Genomic DNA, 18,398 nt, shown 5'->3' with positions numbered 1-18,398 from the left:
GTTACCACTCCTCGAGACCGGGGTACAGCGGGAACGCGTCGGCGAGCGCCGTGACGCGGGCCGAGAGCGCATCGACGTCGCCCGACTGCTGCAGCGTCAGTGCGATGATGTCGGCGACCTCGGCGAACTCGGCGTCGCCGAATCCGCGGGTCGCGAGCGCGGGCGTGCCGATCCGCAGGCCCGACGTGACCATGGGCGGGCGAGGATCGAAGGGAACGGCGTTGCGGTTGACCGTGATGCCGACCGAGTGCAGCGCATCCTCCGCCTGCTGCCCGTCGAGCGACGAGTCGCGCAGGTCGGCGAGCACGAGGTGCACGTCAGTGCCGCCCGTCAGCACATCGACGCCGGCTCCGCGCGCTGCCTCGGTCGTCAGCGCCTCGGCCACGAGCTTCGCTCCCGAGAGGGTGCGCACCTGGCGGTCGGCGAACTCCTCCGTCGCGGCGAGCTTGAACGCGGTCGCCTTCGCGGCGATCACGTGCATGAGCGGCCCGCCCTGCTGCCCTGGGAAGACGTTCGAGTTCAGCTTCTTGTGCAGGTCGAGATCGTTGGTGAGGATGAAACCAGAACGGGGCCCGCCGATGGTCTTGTGCACGGTCGACGAGACGACGTGCGCGTGCGGCACCGGGTTCGGGTAGAGGCCCGCAGCGACGAGACCCGCGAAGTGCGCCATGTCGACCCAGAGGGTGGCTCCCACCTCGTCGGCGATCTCGCGGAACTTCGCGAAATCGAGCGTGCGGGGGTAGGCGGACCACCCGGCGATGATCACCTTGGGCCGGTGCTCGAGCGCCTGCTGGCGCACGACATCCATGTCGATGAGGAACGTGTCGGGGTCGACTCCGTAGGAGGCGACCTTGTAGAGCTTGCCGGAGAAGTTCAGCTTCATGCCGTGCGTGAGGTGCCCGCCGTGCGACAGCTCGAGACCGAGGATCGTGTCGCCCGGCTCGGCGATCGCGGAGAGCACGGCGGCATTGGCGGACGCGCCGGAGTGGGGCTGCACATTGGCGTACGCGGCGCCGAAGAGCGACTTGGCGCGCTCGCGCGCCAGATCCTCGGCGACGTCGACGAACTCGCAGCCGCCGTAGTAGCGGCGGCCCGGGTACCCCTCTGCGTACTTGTTCGTGAGCACGGAACCCTGCGATTCGAGCACGGCGCGGGGCACGAAGTTCTCACTGGCGATCATCTCCAGCGTGGAACGCTGGCGGTTGAGCTCGTTCTTGAGGACCTCGGCGATCTCAGGATCGACGACTTCGAGCGGCTCGTTGAAAAAGGCTGACTGGGTGGTCATGCAATGCTCCTCGGTGGTGATTCGCGCGCGAGCGCGGCAACATTTCCGGATCCGACCCAGGCGAGCGGCCGTCCCATGCAAGCAGTGTGTCGTTTCCCGATGGTGACCATCTGTACGCCAGTCGCGACGGGCTCAGCTTAGCAAGCCGCGACGGCGGCGGCGAGCGGTCGGGCCTCGCCCGCTCGCCGTATCGCGGTGCGCCGCCGGCTCGTCGGTCAGCAGCAGCGCGCGCCGGGGTTCCGATCCTGCTCGGCGTAGTGCTCGCGCCAGAAGGTGCGCACGTCGGGCACCGGCGCGTCAGGGTGCGCGACCCGAAGATGCGCAACGTAGCGCTCGTACTTGGCGTCGCCGAAGAGCTCGCGGCAGAACCAGCGCAGACGCGCCCCGCCTGCCCCGATCGCGCGCACGAGCCGACGCACTCAGTGCCCCCTCGCGCGCGCCGCATGCGGCTGGTCGTCGGCCCATCGGCGCTCGAGCCTGCGCTCGTTCGGAGTCGCCAGTATGCCGGCAGGAGCATAGGTGCGGGATGCGACCGGCGGATCGCTCGTATCGACGGCCTCCGGGCTTCGGTGCGAGCGGAGTACCGCCAGTACGGCGGCGATGATGACGATGATCGCGAGCGTGACGAACAGGATCGAGAGCGTCGCCTGAATCGCGGTGTTGCGCACGACGGCGCTCATCGCCTCGACTCCCTCTGCCGTGCCGTGCGACGTCTCCCCTGCGGCGAGCGCCTCGCGGAATGCGACGTGATTCGCCCAGTAGCCGATCGCCGGATTGGGCGAGAAGATCTTGAACGCCGAGGCCGTGATCGTGACGACGGCGGTGAGGGCGAGCGGCACGACGACCACCCAGAGGTACTTGAAGTTCTTCTGCGCCGCGACGATGGCCATGACGACGGCGAGGGCGATGGCCGCGAGCAGCTGGTTGGCGATCCCGAAGAGCGGGAAGAGCGTGTTGATGCCCCCCAGCGGGTCGGTGACTCCCATGATCAGGATCGATCCCCATGCCGCGACCATGATCGCGGTCGTGATCCACACCCCTGGACGCCACGAGTTGTCGCCGAACTTCGGCGCGACGTTGCCGATCGAGTCCTGCAGCATGAAGCGGGCGACTCGCGTGCCGGCGTCGACGGCGGTCAGGATGAAGAGGGCCTCGAACATGATCGCGAAGTGGTACCAGAAGCCCATCATGGACGTGCCGCCGATGAGATCTTTCATGATGTTCGCCAGGCCGAGCGCGAGGGTCGGGGCGCCGCCGGTGCGCGAGACGATGCTCTCCTCGCCGACAGCGGCGGCCATGTCGGTGAGCTGCTGCGCTGAGACGTCGACTCCGGCGAGGCCGAGACCCATGACGAAGTCGACCGCGCCCTGCACGGTGCCGCCCGTTGCTGCTGCGGATCCGTTCATGGCGTAGTAGATGCCCTGATCGAGCGTCACTGCGGCGACCAGCGCCATCAGCGCCACGAACGATTCCATGAGCATGCCGCCGTACCCGATGACGCGGGTCTGCCGTTCCTTCTGCACGAGTTTGGGGGTCGTGCCGCTCGCGATGAGCGCGTGGAATCCGGAGAGGGCGCCGCACGCGATCGTGACGAAGAGGAACGGGAAGATGCTGCCGGTCACGACCGGAGCGGTGTCCGTGAAGGCGAACTGGCTGAGCGCCGGGGCCTCGACGTTCGGCATGACGAGGATCACCGCCGCGGCGAGCAGCAGGATCACGCCGATCTTCATGAAGGTCGAGAGATAGTCGCGCGGCGCGAGCAGCAACCAGACCGGCAGCACGGCCGCGATGAAGCCGTAGATGATGATGCACCAGGCGAGCGTCGTCTTGTCCAGGGTGAACAGGGCCGCGCCCCACTCGGTCTCGGCCACCCATCCGCCGGAGATGATGGCGGCCATCAGCAGCACGAATCCGATGATCGACACTTCCGTGATGCGCCCCGGGCGCAGGTAGCGCAGATACACCCCCATGAAGAGCGCGATGGGGATGGTGAGCCCGACGGAGAAGACGCCCCACGGGCTCTCGGCCAGCGCGTTGACGACGACGAGCGCGAGAATCGCGACGATGATCACCATGATGACGAGGGTCGCGAGAATCGCCGCCGTCCCGCCGATCCGGCCGAGCTGGTCGCGGGCCATCTGCCCCAGGGAGCGGCCTCCGCGGCGCATGGAGAAGTACAGCACCAGGTAGTCCTGCACGGCGCCTGCGACGATCACGCCGACGACGATCCAGATCGTTCCGGGGAGAAAGCCCCACTGCGCCGCGAGGATGGGACCGACGAGCGGCCCGGCGCCGGCGATCGCGGCGAAGTGGTGGCCGTAGAGCACGCGCCGGTCGGTGACGACGTAGTCGCTGCCGTTCGCCCGGTACTCCGCGGGTGTCGCACGGCGGTCGTCCGGTCTCGCGATCTTCCACTCGATGAACTTCGAGTAGAAGCGGTATCCGATGAGATAGGTGCAGACGCCCGCGAACACGAACCAGATGGCGTTCACCGTCTCGCCTCGCGCCAGGGCGAGCATGGTCCAGCCCACCGCTCCCAGGATGCCGACCGCGATCCAGATCGCGATCTTCAGACCGCGGTGCCTGCCCGCGTCCTCCGCGCGCTCGTCATCGCTGAGCGCGACCGGCGGAAGGCCGGGGTCCTGCTCGAAGATCGGGTCAGACGATTCGCCGGTACGTAGCTGCGACATCGATTCACTCCTTTGCGCTGATGCTCGCCGCCCGGTTGATGCTCTGCGCGCAACTCCGGGCGCCGCCCCCTGGCGTCACTGTAGCAAAATTGGGCCGATACGGCGCACGCACTACCCTGGAGACCGTGACTACGCTCTCCGCACCTCCCACCGCTTCCGACACCCAGTGGGTCCTGACCCTCTCCTGCATCGACGGACCCGGGATCGTGCACTCGATCAGCGGCGCCATCGTGGCGGCCGGCGGCAACATCGTGGAGAGCCAGCAATTCGCCTCGGCGGATACCGGCCGTTTCTTCATGCGGCTGCAGGTGGAGGCCGTCGCCCAGCCGGAGACGTTCGATGAGCGGTTCGCCGCTGCGCTCGCCCCGGTCACGGAGCGCTACCACATGACCTGGCGCCTGGATCGTGCGGACCGGCCGGTGCGCACGCTGATCCTCGCCTCGACGGCGACGCACTGCGTGAACGACCTGCTCTACCGTCGCCGCGCCGGCCAGCTCGCCATCGACGTCCCCCTCGTGCTCTCGAATCACGAGACGGTGCGCGACATCGCGGAGTTCTACGACGTGCCGTTCGAGCACCGCGCCATCGCCGGCGGCGATGACAAGGCGGCGTTCGAAGCGCGCGTCTTGGAGACGGTCGCCGAGCTCGACATCGAGCTCGTCGTGCTCGCGCGGTACATGCAGATCCTCTCGCCCGAGCTCTGCGCCGCGCTCGAGGGACGCGCGATCAACATCCACCATTCCTTCCTGCCGGGGTTCAAGGGCGCGAACCCCTACAAGCAGGCGCACCAGCGGGGCGTGAAGCTCATCGGGGCGACAGCGCACTTCGTCACGACCGATCTCGATGAGGGGCCGATCATCGAGCAGGACACGATCCGCGTGGATCACGGCTACACGGTGCGGTCGCTGACGCAGTTGGGCCAGGACGTGGAGGCGCGCGTACTGCGCCACGCCGTGCGCTCCTACGCCGAGAACCGCGTGCTCGTCGACGGCGATCGCACGATCATCTTCTAGGAGCGTCGCCGATCGTCGTTCTTCTGCGCTGCGAGAGCGGCGTACTCGGCGCGGAGGCCCGCGAGCATCGCACGCAGGCCGATGCCGAACGCGTCGTCGGCCGGGCTGGTCCCGGAGGCCTCGAGCGCCTCGCTTCGCGCGCGGTAGACCTCTGAGAAGGCCGGCACATCGCCCCGCCGCCCCGGATCGAGCATGGCCGGGTCCGCCGCGAGATCGAGCGCCGCCCCGAGGATGAAGCACTCGAAGGCCACGATCACCGAGAGCGCCCGCTCCTGCGGCCATCCAGCGCGCACCAGGCCGGCCGCGACCGCGTCGTACATGAACGACGTGCTCGAATCGGGGTCGAGTGGTTGCACGGCGAGCAGCGCGATCGTCGGCGGGTGCGACGCGAAGGCGAGCCGGTACCCGAGCGCCCACTGCTCGAGCGCCGCATCCCACGGCAGCTCGACGAACGGGGCGGTGGGGATCCGTTCGCTCACCAGGTCGCGCACGCCCGCGATGAGTTCGGCTTGACCGGCGACGTGGTTGTAGAGCGATGAGGGCCGCACACCGAGCTCAGCCGCGATCGCCCGCATTCCCGCGCCCTCGACTCCGTGCCGGTCGATGAGGCGGAGTGCCGTCTCGTGGATCAGCCGAGGCGACAGCACGTTCTGCTTGGGCCGGCCGGCTCGCCGCCGCTTCGCAGACTCCTCGCTGGCCATGCCACTCCTTCGTGCTCGCCGATACGGATTGCGCAACGAATCCGTGCGTTCGCTCGCTCTGCCGGAGAATCCGTACTATTCTCGACCCGCCGGTAAACGAACCCCGTTCGTTTACCACTCTAGACCTCCCGCCCTCCGGCACCGAGCAGCAAGGATGCAGCATGAGTGAAGCCTCGCACGTCACCGTCTTCGTGAACGGAACCGTCGTCGTCGATCCGATGGGGGGCGCGCACCGTGCGACGAGCGACGCGATCGCCTTCCGGTCGGGCAGGGTCGCCGCGATCGGGGAAGACGCGCGGGCGCTCACCGCTGAGGCGACGACCGTGATCGATCTCGCCGGGGGCGCGCTCGTGCCCGGCATCGGAGACGGCCACGCTCACCCCGTCCTGGGCGGCGTCGAGGCGCTCGGTCCGCAGGTGCGGCAAGCCGCCGACCTCGCAGGCATCGTCTCCGCCGTCGCAGCGTGGAAGGCCGAGAACCCCGACGCCGAGTGGATCGTGGGTGCGAGCTACGACGCGACCTTCTCCGAAGGCGGTCTGTTCGACGCGCGCTGGCTCGACGAGGTCACCGGGAGCACCCCCACCATCCTGCGCGCCTGGGATTACCACACCGCGTGGGTGAACAGTGCGGCGCTGGCCGCCGGCGGCATCACCGCCGACACCCCCGACCCCGAGCTCGGCCGCATCGTGCGCCGGGCCGATGGCGCACCGCTCGGCACCCTGCAGGAGGCGGCGGCCAACGATTTCATCGCGGACGTGGTGCCCCCGTTCGCGTTGGATCAGCGGCTCGAAGCGCTCGAACGGGCGACCCGGGGCTACGCGGAGCAGGGCACCACCTGGATTCAGGACGCCTGGGTGGAGCCGGCCGACCTCGAGCTCTACCTCGAAGCGGCGCAGCAGGAACGGTTGCACACGCGCGTCAACCTCGCATTCCGCGCCGACCCGGCGCGCTGGCGCGAGCAGGTCGCCGAGTTCGTCACGAACCGCAACCGCGTCAGGTCGCTGGACCACCCGCGACTGAGCGGAGAGACGGTGAAGCTCTTCCTCGACGGGGTCATCGAGAGCCACACCGCCGCACTCATCGAGCCGTACGCCGACCGGCCCGATGATCGCGGGCTGCCGAACTGGAGCGACGCCGAGCTCGCCGAGGCCGTGCGCGCCTTCGACGCGGAGGGATTCCAACTGCACCTCCACGCGATCGGCGACGCCGCGAACCGCAGCGCGCTCGATGCGCTCGCGCACGCCCGCGCGACGAACCCCGCCAGGGAGCGCGCCGACGTCATCGCTCACGTCGCGCTGCTCGATCCCGCCGACGTCCAGCGCTTCGCCGAACTCGGGGTCATCGCGAACTTCGAACCGTACTGGGCGCAGTGCGACGCGGTGATGCGCGACCTCACGATCCCGCATCTCGGCCACTCCCGCGAAGGATGGCAGTACCTCATCGGGTCGGTGCATCGCAGCGGAGCCACTGTCACGTTCGGCAGCGACTGGCCGGTGACGACACGCGACTGGCGGCCGGCGCTCTCCACGGCCATCACCCGCCACAGCCACACCGAGCCCGACGCCGACGCCTGGCTGCCGGAGGAGCGCATCAGCGCCGCGGCCGCGCTCGGCGCCTACACCACCGGCATCGCGCGGCAGGCCCTCGCGAATGATCGCGGCACCCTCGAGGTGGGCCGCGTCGCCGACGCCGCCTGGCTCTCGGCCGACCCGTTGACCATCGCCCCGGAGGCGATCGCCGAGATCGTCGTCAACGGCACCTGGCTCGCCGGCGACACCACCTTCCTGAGCACTTCCATCACCACCTGACCCGTTCCTCGACGTTGCACGAATCAAAGGAGACCATCGTGAGCGACACCCAGTCCAAGCCCCGATTGCAGCGGGCACTCGGCCTCACCGGCCTGACCCTCTTCGGGGTCACCTACATGACGGTCATCACCGTCTTCACGACCTACGGCATCGTCAATCAGGTCACCGATGGGCACCTCCCCGCGGCCTACGTCGTCGCGGTCATCACCATGCTCTTCACGGCGGCGAGCTACGGGGCGATGGTGCGCAAGTATCCGGTCGCGGGATCGGCGTACACCTATTCGCAGCAGTCCTTCGGGGGCGCGGCCGGGTTCCTGACCGGTTGGGTCATGCTGCTCGACTACCTCTTCATCCCGATGATCAACTTCATGCTCATCGGCATCTACATGAACACCCAGTTCCCGGCCATTCCGATCTGGGTCTTCACCCTCGTCGCGCTGGTGCTCGTGCTGGTCTTCAACATTCTGGGCATCACGCTCGTGAACAAGGTCAACTTCGTCATCATCGCCCTCTCCGTGGTGCTCGTGGTCGTCTTCGTCGCGCTCGCATTCAAGCAGTACCTCGGCGGCGACCAGTCGGTCGGCCTCATCGACCCCTTCACCTTCGGTGAGGGCGGCATCGGCGCGATCGCGTCGGGAGCCGCGATCCTCGCGCTCTCCTTCCTCGGCTTCGACGCGGTGTCGACGCTGTCCGAGGAGGCGAAGAACCCGCGCCGCGACATCCCTCGCGCGATCCTGCTCGCGACGATGCTCGGCGGCTTCTTCTTCATCCTCGTCTCGTGGGCCGGCGCCCTGGCGTTCAACCCCGAGTGGTCGACCCTCAGCAGTGCTCAGATCGACGCTGCGGGAACGACCGTGATGGACAGCTTCGGCACGAGCTGGTTCACGTCGTTCTTCGTCGCCATCTACGTGGTGGGCGCCTTCGGTTCGGGTATGACCGGCCAGGTGTCGGTTTCGCGCATCCTCTACGCGATGGGCCGCGACGGCATGCTGCCGAAGCCGCTCTCGCGACTGCACTCCCGCTTCGGCACTCCCGTGATCGCCGCGGTGGTCGTGTCGGTATTCGCGCTCTCCGCGCTCTTCCTCTCGCTCGACACCGTCGCGTTCATGATCAGCTTCGGCGCGCTCGCGGCGTTCGCGATGGTCAACCTCTCGGTCATCCGCACCTACCTCTTCCCGAAGCACGGCAAGCGACCGGAGGGCGCCTGGGCCCTGATCCGGTACGGCGTCATGCCGCTCATCGGGTTCGTGCTCACGATCTGGCTCTGGAGCTCGCTCGAGGCCCTCACCTGGCTCGTCGGCGGGATCTGGCTGGCCGTCGGCGTCGTCATCATCGCGCTCGTCACCGGCGGCTTCCGTCGGCCCGTACCGAAGATGGACTTCTCGGAGAGCGATCCGAGCACCGAGCAGATCGATCAGTTGGCGGAGGACTACCCGCTCGACCCGCGATAGTCACTGCGGCCGCGCGCACAGCGGCCCCCGCCCGCACGGGTGGGGGCCGCCATGCGTTTATGCATGCGCTCGCGCTCGTGCTCGCGCTCGTGCTCGCGCAGTGGATCCGCGCTGTTCAGCGCGGATCCAGCTGGGCCCCCCGTTCGCGCTGCTCGGATCGGAGGCCGCGCAGCAGCAGCTCGAGGCCGGCGGCGAAGGCCTGGTCCGCGGGCCCGGTGCACGTGTCCGAGCCCTGCCGATCGCGCTCCTCGTACGCCGCCGTGAAGTTCGGAACGTCGTCGCGGTCGCGCGCGTGCATCATGTCGGGCGCGGCAGCCGCGTCGAGCGCGGAGCCGAGGATGAAGGACTCGAAGGCGACGAGGATGTTGAGGGCAGCCGCCCGGCTCCACCCCTCCGAGGTCAGCAGCGCGACGATGCGATCGTACGAGGCGAATACGTGCGAGCCGGGGTCGAACGGCATGACGGCGAGCAGTGCGATCGTCGGAGGGTGCGCGGCGAATGCGTCTCGATACGATCTCGCCCAAGCGGCGAGGGCCACGTCCCAGGGCTCGTGCTCCAGTTCGCGCTGCGACACCCGGCCCGCGATCACCTCGCGGATGCCGCGGAAGACGTCTTCCTTGTTCTCCACGTGGTTGTAGAGCGCTGAGGGTCGCACCCCGAGTTCGCGCGCCAGGTCGCGCATGCCGAAGCCCTCGCCGTGCTCGTCGAGCAGATCGAGCGCGGTCTCCACGATCCTGACCCGCGAGAGCACCTGCTCGCTCGGGCGCCCCACGCGTCGCCGCACTGACTCAGTCACGCGCATCACTCCTTCGCTGACGCTTCGCGGCGCGAACCAGATGCACTCGACTCGCGCTCCCGACGATCTCCGTCTAGTCTAGTCACGTCAAAAAGAACCTTGTTCATTTTGGTGGTCGTTCCGCAGACGGAATCGGCGCACGGCACCGGCACCAGCCGCCACATCACAGGAGATTCAGTGAGCGAAGCAACCGGGGCGCATCTCAAGCGCACTCTTGGCCCCATCACCCTCACACTGTTCGGGCTTTCGTACATGGCGGTCGGCACCGTCTTCACGACCTACGGCATCGTGAACCAGCTCACCGAGGGCCACCTCGTCGATTCCTACATCGTCGCCCTCGTCGTCATGCTGTTCACCGCGGCGAGCTACGCGGCGATGGTGCGCCGCTATCCCGTCGCCGGATCCGCCTACACGTATTCGCAGCAGGCCTTCGGGGGCACGACCGGCTTCCTCACGGGCTGGGTGCTCATGCTCGACTACCTCTTCATCCCGATGATCAACTTCCTGATTCTCGGGCTCTACGCCAGCACCCAGTTCCCGAGCGTCCCGACGTGGGTGTTCACGCTCGCCGCGCTGATCGCCGTGTTCGTCTTCAACGTGCTCGGCATCTCGCTGGTCGGCAAGATCAACACGGTGATCGTCGTCGTCTCGCTCGCCGCCGTCATCGTCTTCGCGATCCTCGCCATCAAGGCAGCGATCAACGACCCGAACGCGCCGTCACTGCTCGAACCCTTCATCCCCGGCTCCGTCGGCTACAGCCCGATCTTCACGGGCGCCGCCATCCTCGCGCTCTCGTTCCTCGGCTTCGACGCCGTGTCGACCCTGTCCGAAGAAGCGAAGAACCCGCGCCGCGACATCCCACGCGCCATCATGCTCACGACCATCATCGGCGGCCTGATCTTCATCGTCGTCTCGTACGTCGGCGCACGCGCGTACTACCTCGACGATTGGAGCACCGCGTCGACCGAGCTGCTCGACGCGGCCGGTGCCGTGCTCTTCAGCCATGTGGGAGGCGAAGTGCTCGCAGCCATCTTCGTGATCATCACCGTCGCCGGCTGCTTCGGCTCCGGCCTCGCCGGCCAGGTCGCCGTGTCGCGCATCCTCTACTCGATGGGCCGCGACGGCATCCTCCCGAAACCGCTCGGCATCCTCTCGAAGCGCTTCGGCACCCCGATCGTCGCCGCGACCACCGTCTCGATCGTCGCCCTCGCGAGCCTCTTCGTCAGCCTCGACCAGGCGGCGTTCATGATCAGCTTCGGCGCGCTCGCCGCATTCGCCATGGTCAACCTCTCCGTCATCCGCACCTACCTCTTCCCGAAGGGCGGCCGCACCGAGCCCGTCTCGGCGTGGGGCTGGTTCCGGTACGGCGTGATCCCGCTCATCGGATTCGGGCTCACCATCTGGCTGTGGACCTCGCTCGAGGGCCTCACCTGGATCGTCGGCGGCATCTGGATGCTCATCGGCGTCGTCATTCTGGCGCTGAAGACCGGCTTCTTCCGCAAGCCCGTGCCGAAGCTGAACTTCTCTGAGGAGATCCCGTCGACCGAAGCGATCGACGCCCTCTCGGCGGAGTACCCGCTCGACGCGGCAGAGGCGCGCTCAGAGCGCTAGCCCGTGCAGGGGGCGCCGCACGAGCGCGGCGCCCCAGATCCCCCCATTCACCACCTGACCTCCGGAGGCCACCGTGACGACCACCCTGTACCGCAACGCCGTCGTCTTCACCGCCGACCCCACCCCCGAGCAGCCCACCCCGATCGCCGAGGCCTTCGCCGTCGAGCACGGACGGTTCATCGCCGTCGGGTCGATCGACGACGTGCGCACGGCCGTCGGAGGGGTCGCAGGCGGCGCCGGATCGCGGGAGGTCGTCGAGGTGGACCTCGAGGGGCGATTCGTCGCTCCCGGCGTCATCGATTCCCACACCCACCTCGTCGGGTTCGGCGAATCGCTCGCCCGCGTGCAGCTGCGCGACTGCGCCTCGCTCGCCGAGATGCACGAACGCCTGGTCGCTGCGCGAGCCGCCGACCCGGCCGGGGCGAGAGTGCTCGGCAGCGGCTGGCTGTTCGACGCGATCGGCGACGGCATGCCGACCGCCGAGATGCTCGATCGGGTGCTGCCCGATGTGCCCGTGTATCTCGACGCCAACGATTTCCACTCGGTCTGGGTGAACAGTGCGGCGCTCCGAGAGATGGGCATCACGCGCGACACCGCGAATCCCGTCGGCGGCGAGATCGTGCGAGACGCCGCGGGCGATGCGACGGGCTTGCTGCTGGAGACCGCCGGTACGCAATACGCCTCGGCGTTCCTGCTCTCCCAGACGACTGAAGCCGATGTCGTCGCCGCGCTCGATCGCGCGTTCGCGAGCTATCTCGAGGCCGGCGTGACCGGAGCGACCGAGATGTCGCTGAATGCGGCGGAGATCGACGGGCTGCGCGCCATCATCGACCGGGACGGCCGTCTCCCCTTCCCCATCACCGCCCACTGGATCCTCGAGCCGACGGGTGACGCGGCGCGCGACGTGGCAGGCGCAGCGCGCATCGCGACGCTCCGAGATGAGATCGCCGCGAGCAGTGCGGCCGACTGGCTGCGGGTAGCCGGAGTGAAGTTCATCATGGACGGCGTCATCGACGCGTGCACGGCCACAATGCTCGCGCCCTACGCGAACGGCAGCAACGCGGAGCCGATCTGGACAGCTGAGCGCATCCTCCCCGTCGCCGAGGCCGCCGATCGAGCCGGCCTGCAGATCGCCATGCACGCGATCGGCGATCGCACCAGTCAGATCGCCCTCGATGTGGTCGAGCACTGCGTGCGCATGAACGGGCCCCGCGCTCGTCGCCACCGGATCGAGCACCTCGAGAGCGTCGCGGACGACACCATCATCCGCATGGGCGAGCTCGGCGTCATCGCGTCGATGCAGCCGGTGCACTGCGATCCCGCCGTACTCGACAATTGGAAGGCGCAGCTCGGCGACGAACGCCAGGAACTCGGGTTCCCCTGGCACAAGTTCCGCGCGGCGAACGTTGCGATCACCCTCGGCACCGATGCGCCGACGGCGCCGCACGAGGCGATTCCCAACCTCTACATCGCGCTCACCGGCGCTTCAGCGCTCGATCCCGAACGGGCCCCGTACCACCCGGAGCGCGCCTTCAGCCCAGCGGACGCGCTGACGGCGATCACCGCAGGCGGTGCGTTCGCCGGCGAGATGGATGCGACGACGGGCCGAATCCGACCGGGCCTCGGCGCCAATTTCATCGTGCTCGACGTGAACCCGCTCGAAGCGGCACCCGAGGCGCTGCTCACCTCGCGCGTTCGCAGCACCACGGTGCTCGGCGAGGAGCTCTACCGGGCGGAGTGACGCGGCGCGACGCCGTCACCTGAGGTGCTCGACGTCACCAGCAGACACGGTGAGTTCGCCACCGGTGGGCAGATCGACGACGAGTGACCCGTCGGCGGCGAGCGCCCGGGCGCGCCCGTCCACGATCCGGTCACCGGGCAGGTGCACCCGCACCTCGGTGCCGATCGTGAGCGAGTGGCGGGCGATCCGCGCCCGTGCGGTCCCCGGGTCGTCGGCGGCGAGGCGCACGAGCCGGAGCAGCTCTTTGGCGTACTCGGAGAGCACGCGGTCTGCGAGATCCCGGCCCGCGGCGTCGGCGAGACTCTCAGCGCCACCCGTGTCGGCGCCCGCTGCGAGCAGCGAGGTCGCGCGGTCGGTGGGCAGCTCCCACTCGGGGATCAGCAGATTGATGCCAGTGCCGACGATGACGGTGTGCCCGCCGGTCGTGTCGCCCGGCAGCAGTTCGCACAGGATCCCGCAGAGCTTCTTGCCCGGCCTCCCGGCGATCGCGTCCTCCTCATCGCGCACGTGCACGTCGTTCGGCCACTTCACCCCGACGCGCTTCGCCTCGCCGCCTGCGGCCTCGGCAGCTGCCGTGAAGCACGGCTGCAGCGCGGTGACGATGGCGGAGCCGGCGAGCAGGGGAAGCCAGCTCACCCCCAGTCCGCTCGCTCCGAATCCGCGCACCAGCAACGAGGCCGCGATCGAGGTGTTCGGCGGAGTCACCCACCCGCGGTCGAGACGACCCCGGCCAGCGGTCTGATCACTCGTGGCCACCAACGTGCCGTGCGGAATGCCGGCAGCGTCTCGACCCGTCTCAGTCACCACGAGAGCGCGGAGCTCGGCGTTCGTGGAGGGCGAGGTCTCTGCCCATCTGACGTCGGGCAGTGCCGCACGCGTGCGAAGGAGCTCCATGAGCTTTACGTTAGCGCTTGGAAAACAATTGGACCCGGATGCCGAGGCACGAATACACTCCGATTGTGGAGCACTCAGGCTTGTCCCCCCGTCCGCATCCTCATCGGCCGCGCATCGGGCGCTGGTGGGCGAGCGCGCTGATGGGCGCCGGATTGCTCGCGCTCGGCGCGTCGAGCGCTGCTGCTGTCGCTCCCGGCTCCCTCGGCACCGAGTACGTGACCGACGCCGTCGACGTGCTCGACCCCGCTGAGGAGCAGACCGCGAACGCTCGTCTCGCCGCCGCCTTCGACGAGACGGGGCTCGACCTCTTCGTGGTGTTCGTCGACGAGTTCACCGATCCGGCTGACAGAATCGCGTGGGCCGACGAGACCGCGCAGCGCAACGGTCTCGGAGATACGCAGTATCTGCTCGCGGTCGCGACCGAGGGCCGCCAGTACTACATCTCCTCGCCGGAGAACGGGGCGCTGAGCAACGACGCGCTCGACAGCATCGAGCAGCAGCTGCTTCCCGAGCTCCGCGACGAGGACTGGGCGGGCACGATCGCCGCCGCCGCCGACCAGCTTGAAGCGGAGCAGGCGGCTCCCGGCCGCAACACCGCGGTCGCCGTCGGGATCGGCGCCGGAGTGCTGGGTCTCGGTGGAGCCGCCTACGGCATCACGCGCGTCGCGCGCAAGCGCCGCACCGAGGAGGCAGCCGAGCAGGAGCTCGCGGAGCTCGAGCGCGTCTCGGGCTCCGCCCTGGTCGCCGCCGACGATGCCGTGAAGAGCAGTGCGCAAGAGCTCGAGTTCGCCCGCGCTCAGTTCGGAGATGCCGCGGTCGCGGCCTATGCCGCATCGATCGAGTCGGTGCGAGCCCGCCTGCTCGAAGCCTTCACGCTGCGTCAGCAACTCGACGACGCCACTCCCGACACCGGCGCTCAGCGGCGGGAATGGCTGGAACGGGTCATCGAGCTCTGCGCCTCCGTCGACGACGAGCTCGACGCGCAGGCTGAATCGTTCGAGCGGCTGCGCGCGATCGAGCAGAACGCTCCGGCTGCGCTCGCCGCTGCGGCGGCACGCCGGGAACAGGCGGCCGCGCAGGCGGCGCAGACCGCTGCCGAGGTCGCCAGCCTCACGGCGACGTTCGCCCCGGAAGAGCTCGCCGCCCTCGAGGGCGCCCCCCAGCAGGCGGAGGCACTGCTCGCCTTCGCCGCGGAGCGGGAGAACGCCGCGGCCTCCGCGCTCAGCGCCACGCCACCGGAATCCGGCGCTGCCGCCGTGTCGATCCGCGAGGCAGAGGCAGCGATCGCGCAGGCGGAGACGATCCACCAGTCCATCGCGGCGCGCGGCCCGGAACTCGCGGGCGTCGAAGCGCGATGCGCCGAATTGATCAGCGAGTTGGAGGCCGACATCGCTGGGGCCCAGTCCGTCCCGGATGCGGATGGCGCCGTCGCGGCGGCGATCGCTGCGACGCAGGGGCGCATCGCCGAAGCACGGGACGATCTCTCGGGCGCCGGGCGCCGACCGTCGCGCGCCGTCGCAGCCCTCGAGGCCGCGAACGCGCACATCGACGGCGTCGTGCAGTCCGCCCAGCAGGCGGCGCGCGCTCGACAACTCCTCGACGCGCAGCTCATCCAGGCCGATGGCGACGTGCGCCAGGCCGAGGCATTCATCGAGGCGCGTCGCGGAGCGGTCGGCTCGATCGCGCGCACCCGGGCCTCCGAAGCACGGGCAGCGCTCTCCCGTGCCGGGGCGGCGCGCGGCGCCGACCCCGCCGCTGCGCTGTCAGATGCGCAACGCGCGAGCCAGCTGGCCCACCAGTCGCTCTCCGCCGCTCAATCCGACGTCTCCGGCTTCGGGTACGGAGGCAGAAGCCCGTCAGCATCGGGCGACCTCGCCGCCGTCCTCGGAGGGATTCTCGGCAGCGGCGGGGGCTCCAGCTACGGCGGCTCGGGCGGAGGCTTCTGGGGCAGCGGCTCCGGCAGCTCCTGGGGCGGCGGTTCCTCCCGCCGCTCGGGCGGAACCTCGCGACGCTCGAGCGGATCGTCTCGGCGCTCGGGTGGATCCTCGCGCCGCTCCCGCGGCGGCCGGTCGGGTCGCAGCGGCGGGGGCCGCTTCTAACTCGGCGCTTCCCCAGTACTGATCCCTACACTCAATCCAAACCGCTCCGCCGAAAGGAACTCACATGTCGAAGCAGTCCATCCTCGGGCGCATCACCACACTTGTCCGCGCAAACGTCAACTCGATGCTCGACTCGGCCGAAGACCCCGAGAAGATGATCGACCAGCTGATCCGCGATTTCTCGACCAACATCTCGGACGCCGAGACGGCCATCGCGGAGACCATCGGCAACCTCCGACTGCTCGAGCAGGATTACGACGAGGACGTGCGCACCGCTCGCGAGTGGGAGCGCAAGGCGATTGCGGCGAGTTCGAAGGCCGACGAGCTGCGCTCCGCCGGGAACTCCGTCGACGCCGACAAGTTCGACAACCTCGCGAAGGTCGCGCTCCAGCGCCAGATCACCGAGGAGAACGAGGCTCGTGCCGCGGAACCCACCATCGCCGCGCAGCGCGAGGTCACTGCGAAGCTGAAGGACGGCCTCAACGGGATGCGGGTGAAGCTGCAGCAGCTGCAGACCAAGCGCTCTGAACTCGTCGCCCGCGCCAAGACCGCAGAGGCGCAGAACCGCGTCGCCGACGCCGTGAAGTCGATCGACGTGCTCGACCCCACGAGCGATCTCGGCCGGTTCGAGGACAAGATCCGCCGTCAGGAGGCGCTCGCACGCGGCAAGCAGGAGATCGCGGCGTCGACGCTCGATTCGCAGTTCAACGAACTCGAGAACTTCGAAGCCGTCACCGAGGTCGAAGCGCGGCTCGCCGCACTGAAGGCCGGCCGCACGCCGCAGGCGCTCGAGCAGTAACCACGGAGAACCGAGCGGAGCGGACCGAGGCGGGTTCGCTCCGCTCTTCCATCGAACCGCAGTAAGCCATCGCACGAAGCAGACAGGACACACCGTGGCATTTTGGGGACGCCGAGACCGCGAGTCGCAGGAACGACAGCACGCCTCCGACGCGCAGCAATCGCAGCGCGCCCGCAGTGCGATCGTCGCCGCCGACGAGCGGATCCGCGCGACGAGCGACGAACTGGCATTCGCCACCGCGGAGCTCGGCGAAGACGCCACCGCCGAGTTGCGGGCCGGCCTCGACTCCGTGCGCGAGCACCTGAGCGAGGCGTTCCAGCTGCATCAGCTCAACCACGATCACATCCCCGATACGCCCGACGAGGTGCGCACCCGCAACGCGCGCATTCTGCAGCTGTGCGAATGGGCCGAGTCGGTGCTCGACGAGCGCACGACGGCGCTGCAGGCGAGAGTGGAGCGCGCCCGCCGCGCGCCGGAGATGGTGGAGCGCGTGCGCGCCGACGCCGCGGCCCTGCGCGCGCGGGTGCCGGACGCGCAGCGCGCTGCCGCCCGGTTGGCCGAGCGCTACAGCCCGTCAGCGCTGCAGCGCGTGCGTCTGCAGTCGGAGGACGTGGAGCAGCTGCTCGACTTCGCCGAGCACTCCGCCGATCTCTCGGATCGTCGCCGCACGGCCGGCGCACTCGCCGACGCGAACCTCGCGCTCGAGACTGCGACCGAGACCGTGCGCCGGGCGGCCTCCATTCTCGACGGCGTCGACAGCTTCGAGATCGAGGCGCTGCGCGCGCAGAACACGCTCGCCGACGTCATCGACGACTCGCGGGGCGACATCGCATCGGCCCGCACCGAACCCCGCAATGAGACGGTGGACGCCGCGATCGAGCGGCTCGAGCAGGCGCTCGCGGAGGTGAGCACGGGCCGCCAGCGCGACCCCTTCGCCGACCTCGCCCTCGTATCATCGGCCAACTCCGCGCTCGACGCCGCTCGTGCGCGCGCGGCGAAGCCAGTGCCGTCCGCCGCGCAGGTGCAGCACGGGGTCTCGGCAGCGGACCACGCCATCGGCATCGCCGCCAGCCTGATCGAGGGACACCGCGGCTGGATCGGCGCCGACGCCCGCACACGGCTCGCGGAGGCGCGTCGCCACCGCAGCGAGATCGCTGCACTGCCGGTCTCCGAAGACACCCGCGAGCAGGTGCTGCAGCTCGCACGCCGCGCCTCCGATCTCGCCGACGAGTCGCTGCGGCTGGCCCAGCGCGACATCGACTCGTCCCGACCCGACGACGACGACTGGGGTTGGGGCGGCGGAGGCGGAGGCGGCCAGTGGGGCGGCGGAGGTCGCGGTCGCGGCGGCGCGGGCGGAGGCGGTGGCGGCATGCTCGGACCGGTGATCGGCGGCGTACTGCTCGGCGGGCTGCTCGGCGATATCTTCGACTGAATCGTAGGTATCGCACCAAGGAGTTTCGATTCCGTTGGAGAGGTTCGGAGGGTCAGGGGTGGTGCTCCGCGCTAGGCT

The 18,398-nt window shown here is 69.2% G+C and carries 14 protein-coding genes and 1 riboswitch; of the genes, 8 read left to right on the top strand and 6 right to left on the bottom strand.

Features of this window, described 5'->3' with window-relative positions; genetic code table 11:
* Position 1: 1 nt before the first annotated feature.
* The 3 genes from glyA to ABFX18_RS10380 all read right to left on the bottom strand — a co-directional run bounded on the left by glyA (position 2) and on the right by ABFX18_RS10380 (position 3,975).
* Entirely contained in the window at positions 2–1,285 is a 1,284-nt protein-coding gene (gene glyA / locus ABFX18_RS10390) for a serine hydroxymethyltransferase (protein WP_090152175.1), read from the bottom strand.
* Between the two features lie 47 nt (positions 1,286–1,332).
* Positions 1,333–1,420: riboswitch (ZMP/ZTP riboswitch) on the bottom strand.
* Between the two features lie 80 nt (positions 1,421–1,500).
* Positions 1,501–1,704 carry a YbdD/YjiX family protein gene (locus ABFX18_RS10385; protein WP_346058274.1) on the bottom strand — a complete coding sequence of 68 codons (204 nt, stop codon included), beginning with the start codon at positions 1,702–1,704 and terminating at the stop codon, positions 1,501–1,503.
* The gene (locus ABFX18_RS10380) at positions 1,705–3,975 is read right to left on the bottom strand and encodes a carbon starvation CstA family protein (RefSeq protein WP_346058273.1); all 2,271 of its coding nucleotides are present in this window, start codon (positions 3,973–3,975) and stop codon (positions 1,705–1,707) included.
* Positions 3,976–4,100: 125 nt separating this feature from the next.
* On the opposite strand from ABFX18_RS10380, the gene purU reads away from it, so the two are divergent.
* The gene (gene purU, locus ABFX18_RS10375; protein ID WP_346058272.1) at positions 4,101–4,988 is read left to right on the top strand and encodes a formyltetrahydrofolate deformylase; all 888 of its coding nucleotides are present in this window, start codon (positions 4,101–4,103) and stop codon (positions 4,986–4,988) included.
* On the opposite strand, the gene ABFX18_RS10370 is transcribed toward purU, so the two are convergent.
* A complete protein-coding gene (locus ABFX18_RS10370; protein ID WP_346058271.1) occupies positions 4,985–5,689 on the bottom strand; it encodes a TetR/AcrR family transcriptional regulator in 705 nt (234 codons plus the stop codon). The genes purU and ABFX18_RS10370 overlap by 4 nt on opposite strands.
* A gap of 161 nt (positions 5,690–5,850) precedes the next feature.
* Here ABFX18_RS10370 and ABFX18_RS10365 point away from each other — a divergent pair, with 161 nt between their 5' ends.
* Together ABFX18_RS10365 and ABFX18_RS10360 are read left to right on the top strand one after the other, a co-directional pair.
* Positions 5,851–7,497: an amidohydrolase gene (locus ABFX18_RS10365; RefSeq protein WP_346058270.1), complete on the top strand. Its 1,647-nt coding sequence runs from the start codon at positions 5,851–5,853 to the stop codon at positions 7,495–7,497.
* Positions 7,498–7,535: 38 nt separating this feature from the next.
* Positions 7,536–8,948, top strand: coding sequence for an APC family permease (locus tag ABFX18_RS10360; protein ID WP_211649177.1), 1,413 nt, complete (start codon positions 7,536–7,538; stop codon positions 8,946–8,948).
* A gap of 115 nt (positions 8,949–9,063) precedes the next feature.
* On the opposite strand, the gene ABFX18_RS10355 is transcribed toward ABFX18_RS10360, so the two are convergent.
* Positions 9,064–9,744 carry a TetR/AcrR family transcriptional regulator gene (locus ABFX18_RS10355; RefSeq protein WP_346058269.1) on the bottom strand — a complete coding sequence of 227 codons (681 nt, stop codon included), beginning with the start codon at positions 9,742–9,744 and terminating at the stop codon, positions 9,064–9,066.
* 177 nt (positions 9,745–9,921) lie between these two features.
* On the opposite strand from ABFX18_RS10355, the gene ABFX18_RS10350 reads away from it, so the two are divergent.
* Together ABFX18_RS10350 and ABFX18_RS10345 are read left to right on the top strand one after the other, a co-directional pair.
* The gene (locus tag ABFX18_RS10350; protein ID WP_090152488.1) at positions 9,922–11,355 is read left to right on the top strand and encodes an amino acid permease; all 1,434 of its coding nucleotides are present in this window, start codon (positions 9,922–9,924) and stop codon (positions 11,353–11,355) included.
* A 73-nt stretch (positions 11,356–11,428) separates the two neighbouring features.
* Positions 11,429–13,096, top strand: a complete 1,668-nt coding sequence (locus ABFX18_RS10345) for an amidohydrolase (protein ID WP_346058268.1) — start codon at positions 11,429–11,431, stop codon at positions 13,094–13,096.
* Positions 13,097–13,111: 15 nt separating this feature from the next.
* Here the strand turns inward: ABFX18_RS10345 and ABFX18_RS10340 are convergent, their stop codons facing one another.
* A complete protein-coding gene (locus tag ABFX18_RS10340; RefSeq protein ID WP_346058267.1) occupies positions 13,112–13,990 on the bottom strand; it encodes a biotin--[acetyl-CoA-carboxylase] ligase in 879 nt (292 codons plus the stop codon).
* A gap of 65 nt (positions 13,991–14,055) precedes the next feature.
* On the opposite strand from ABFX18_RS10340, the gene ABFX18_RS10335 reads away from it, so the two are divergent.
* From ABFX18_RS10335 to ABFX18_RS10325, 3 genes are all read left to right on the top strand, one after another.
* Complete coding sequence (locus ABFX18_RS10335; RefSeq protein WP_346058266.1) at positions 14,056–16,089, top strand: TPM domain-containing protein; 2,034 nt, start codon at positions 14,056–14,058, stop codon at positions 16,087–16,089.
* A gap of 64 nt (positions 16,090–16,153) precedes the next feature.
* Positions 16,154–16,888 carry a PspA/IM30 family protein gene (locus ABFX18_RS10330; protein ID WP_090152208.1) on the top strand — a complete coding sequence of 245 codons (735 nt, stop codon included), beginning with the start codon at positions 16,154–16,156 and terminating at the stop codon, positions 16,886–16,888.
* 94 nt (positions 16,889–16,982) lie between these two features.
* Complete coding sequence (locus tag ABFX18_RS10325; protein ID WP_346058265.1) at positions 16,983–18,320, top strand: coiled-coil domain-containing protein; 1,338 nt, start codon at positions 16,983–16,985, stop codon at positions 18,318–18,320.
* Positions 18,321–18,398: the final 78 nt, after the last annotated feature.

The sequence above is a fragment of the Leucobacter alluvii genome (assembly GCF_039530485.1).
GTDB classification, from domain to species: Bacteria; Actinomycetota; Actinomycetes; order Actinomycetales; family Microbacteriaceae; genus Leucobacter; species Leucobacter alluvii.
Note: the sequence above shows the minus strand (reverse complement) of the source record. Positions and strands in the feature narration are given on the sequence as shown.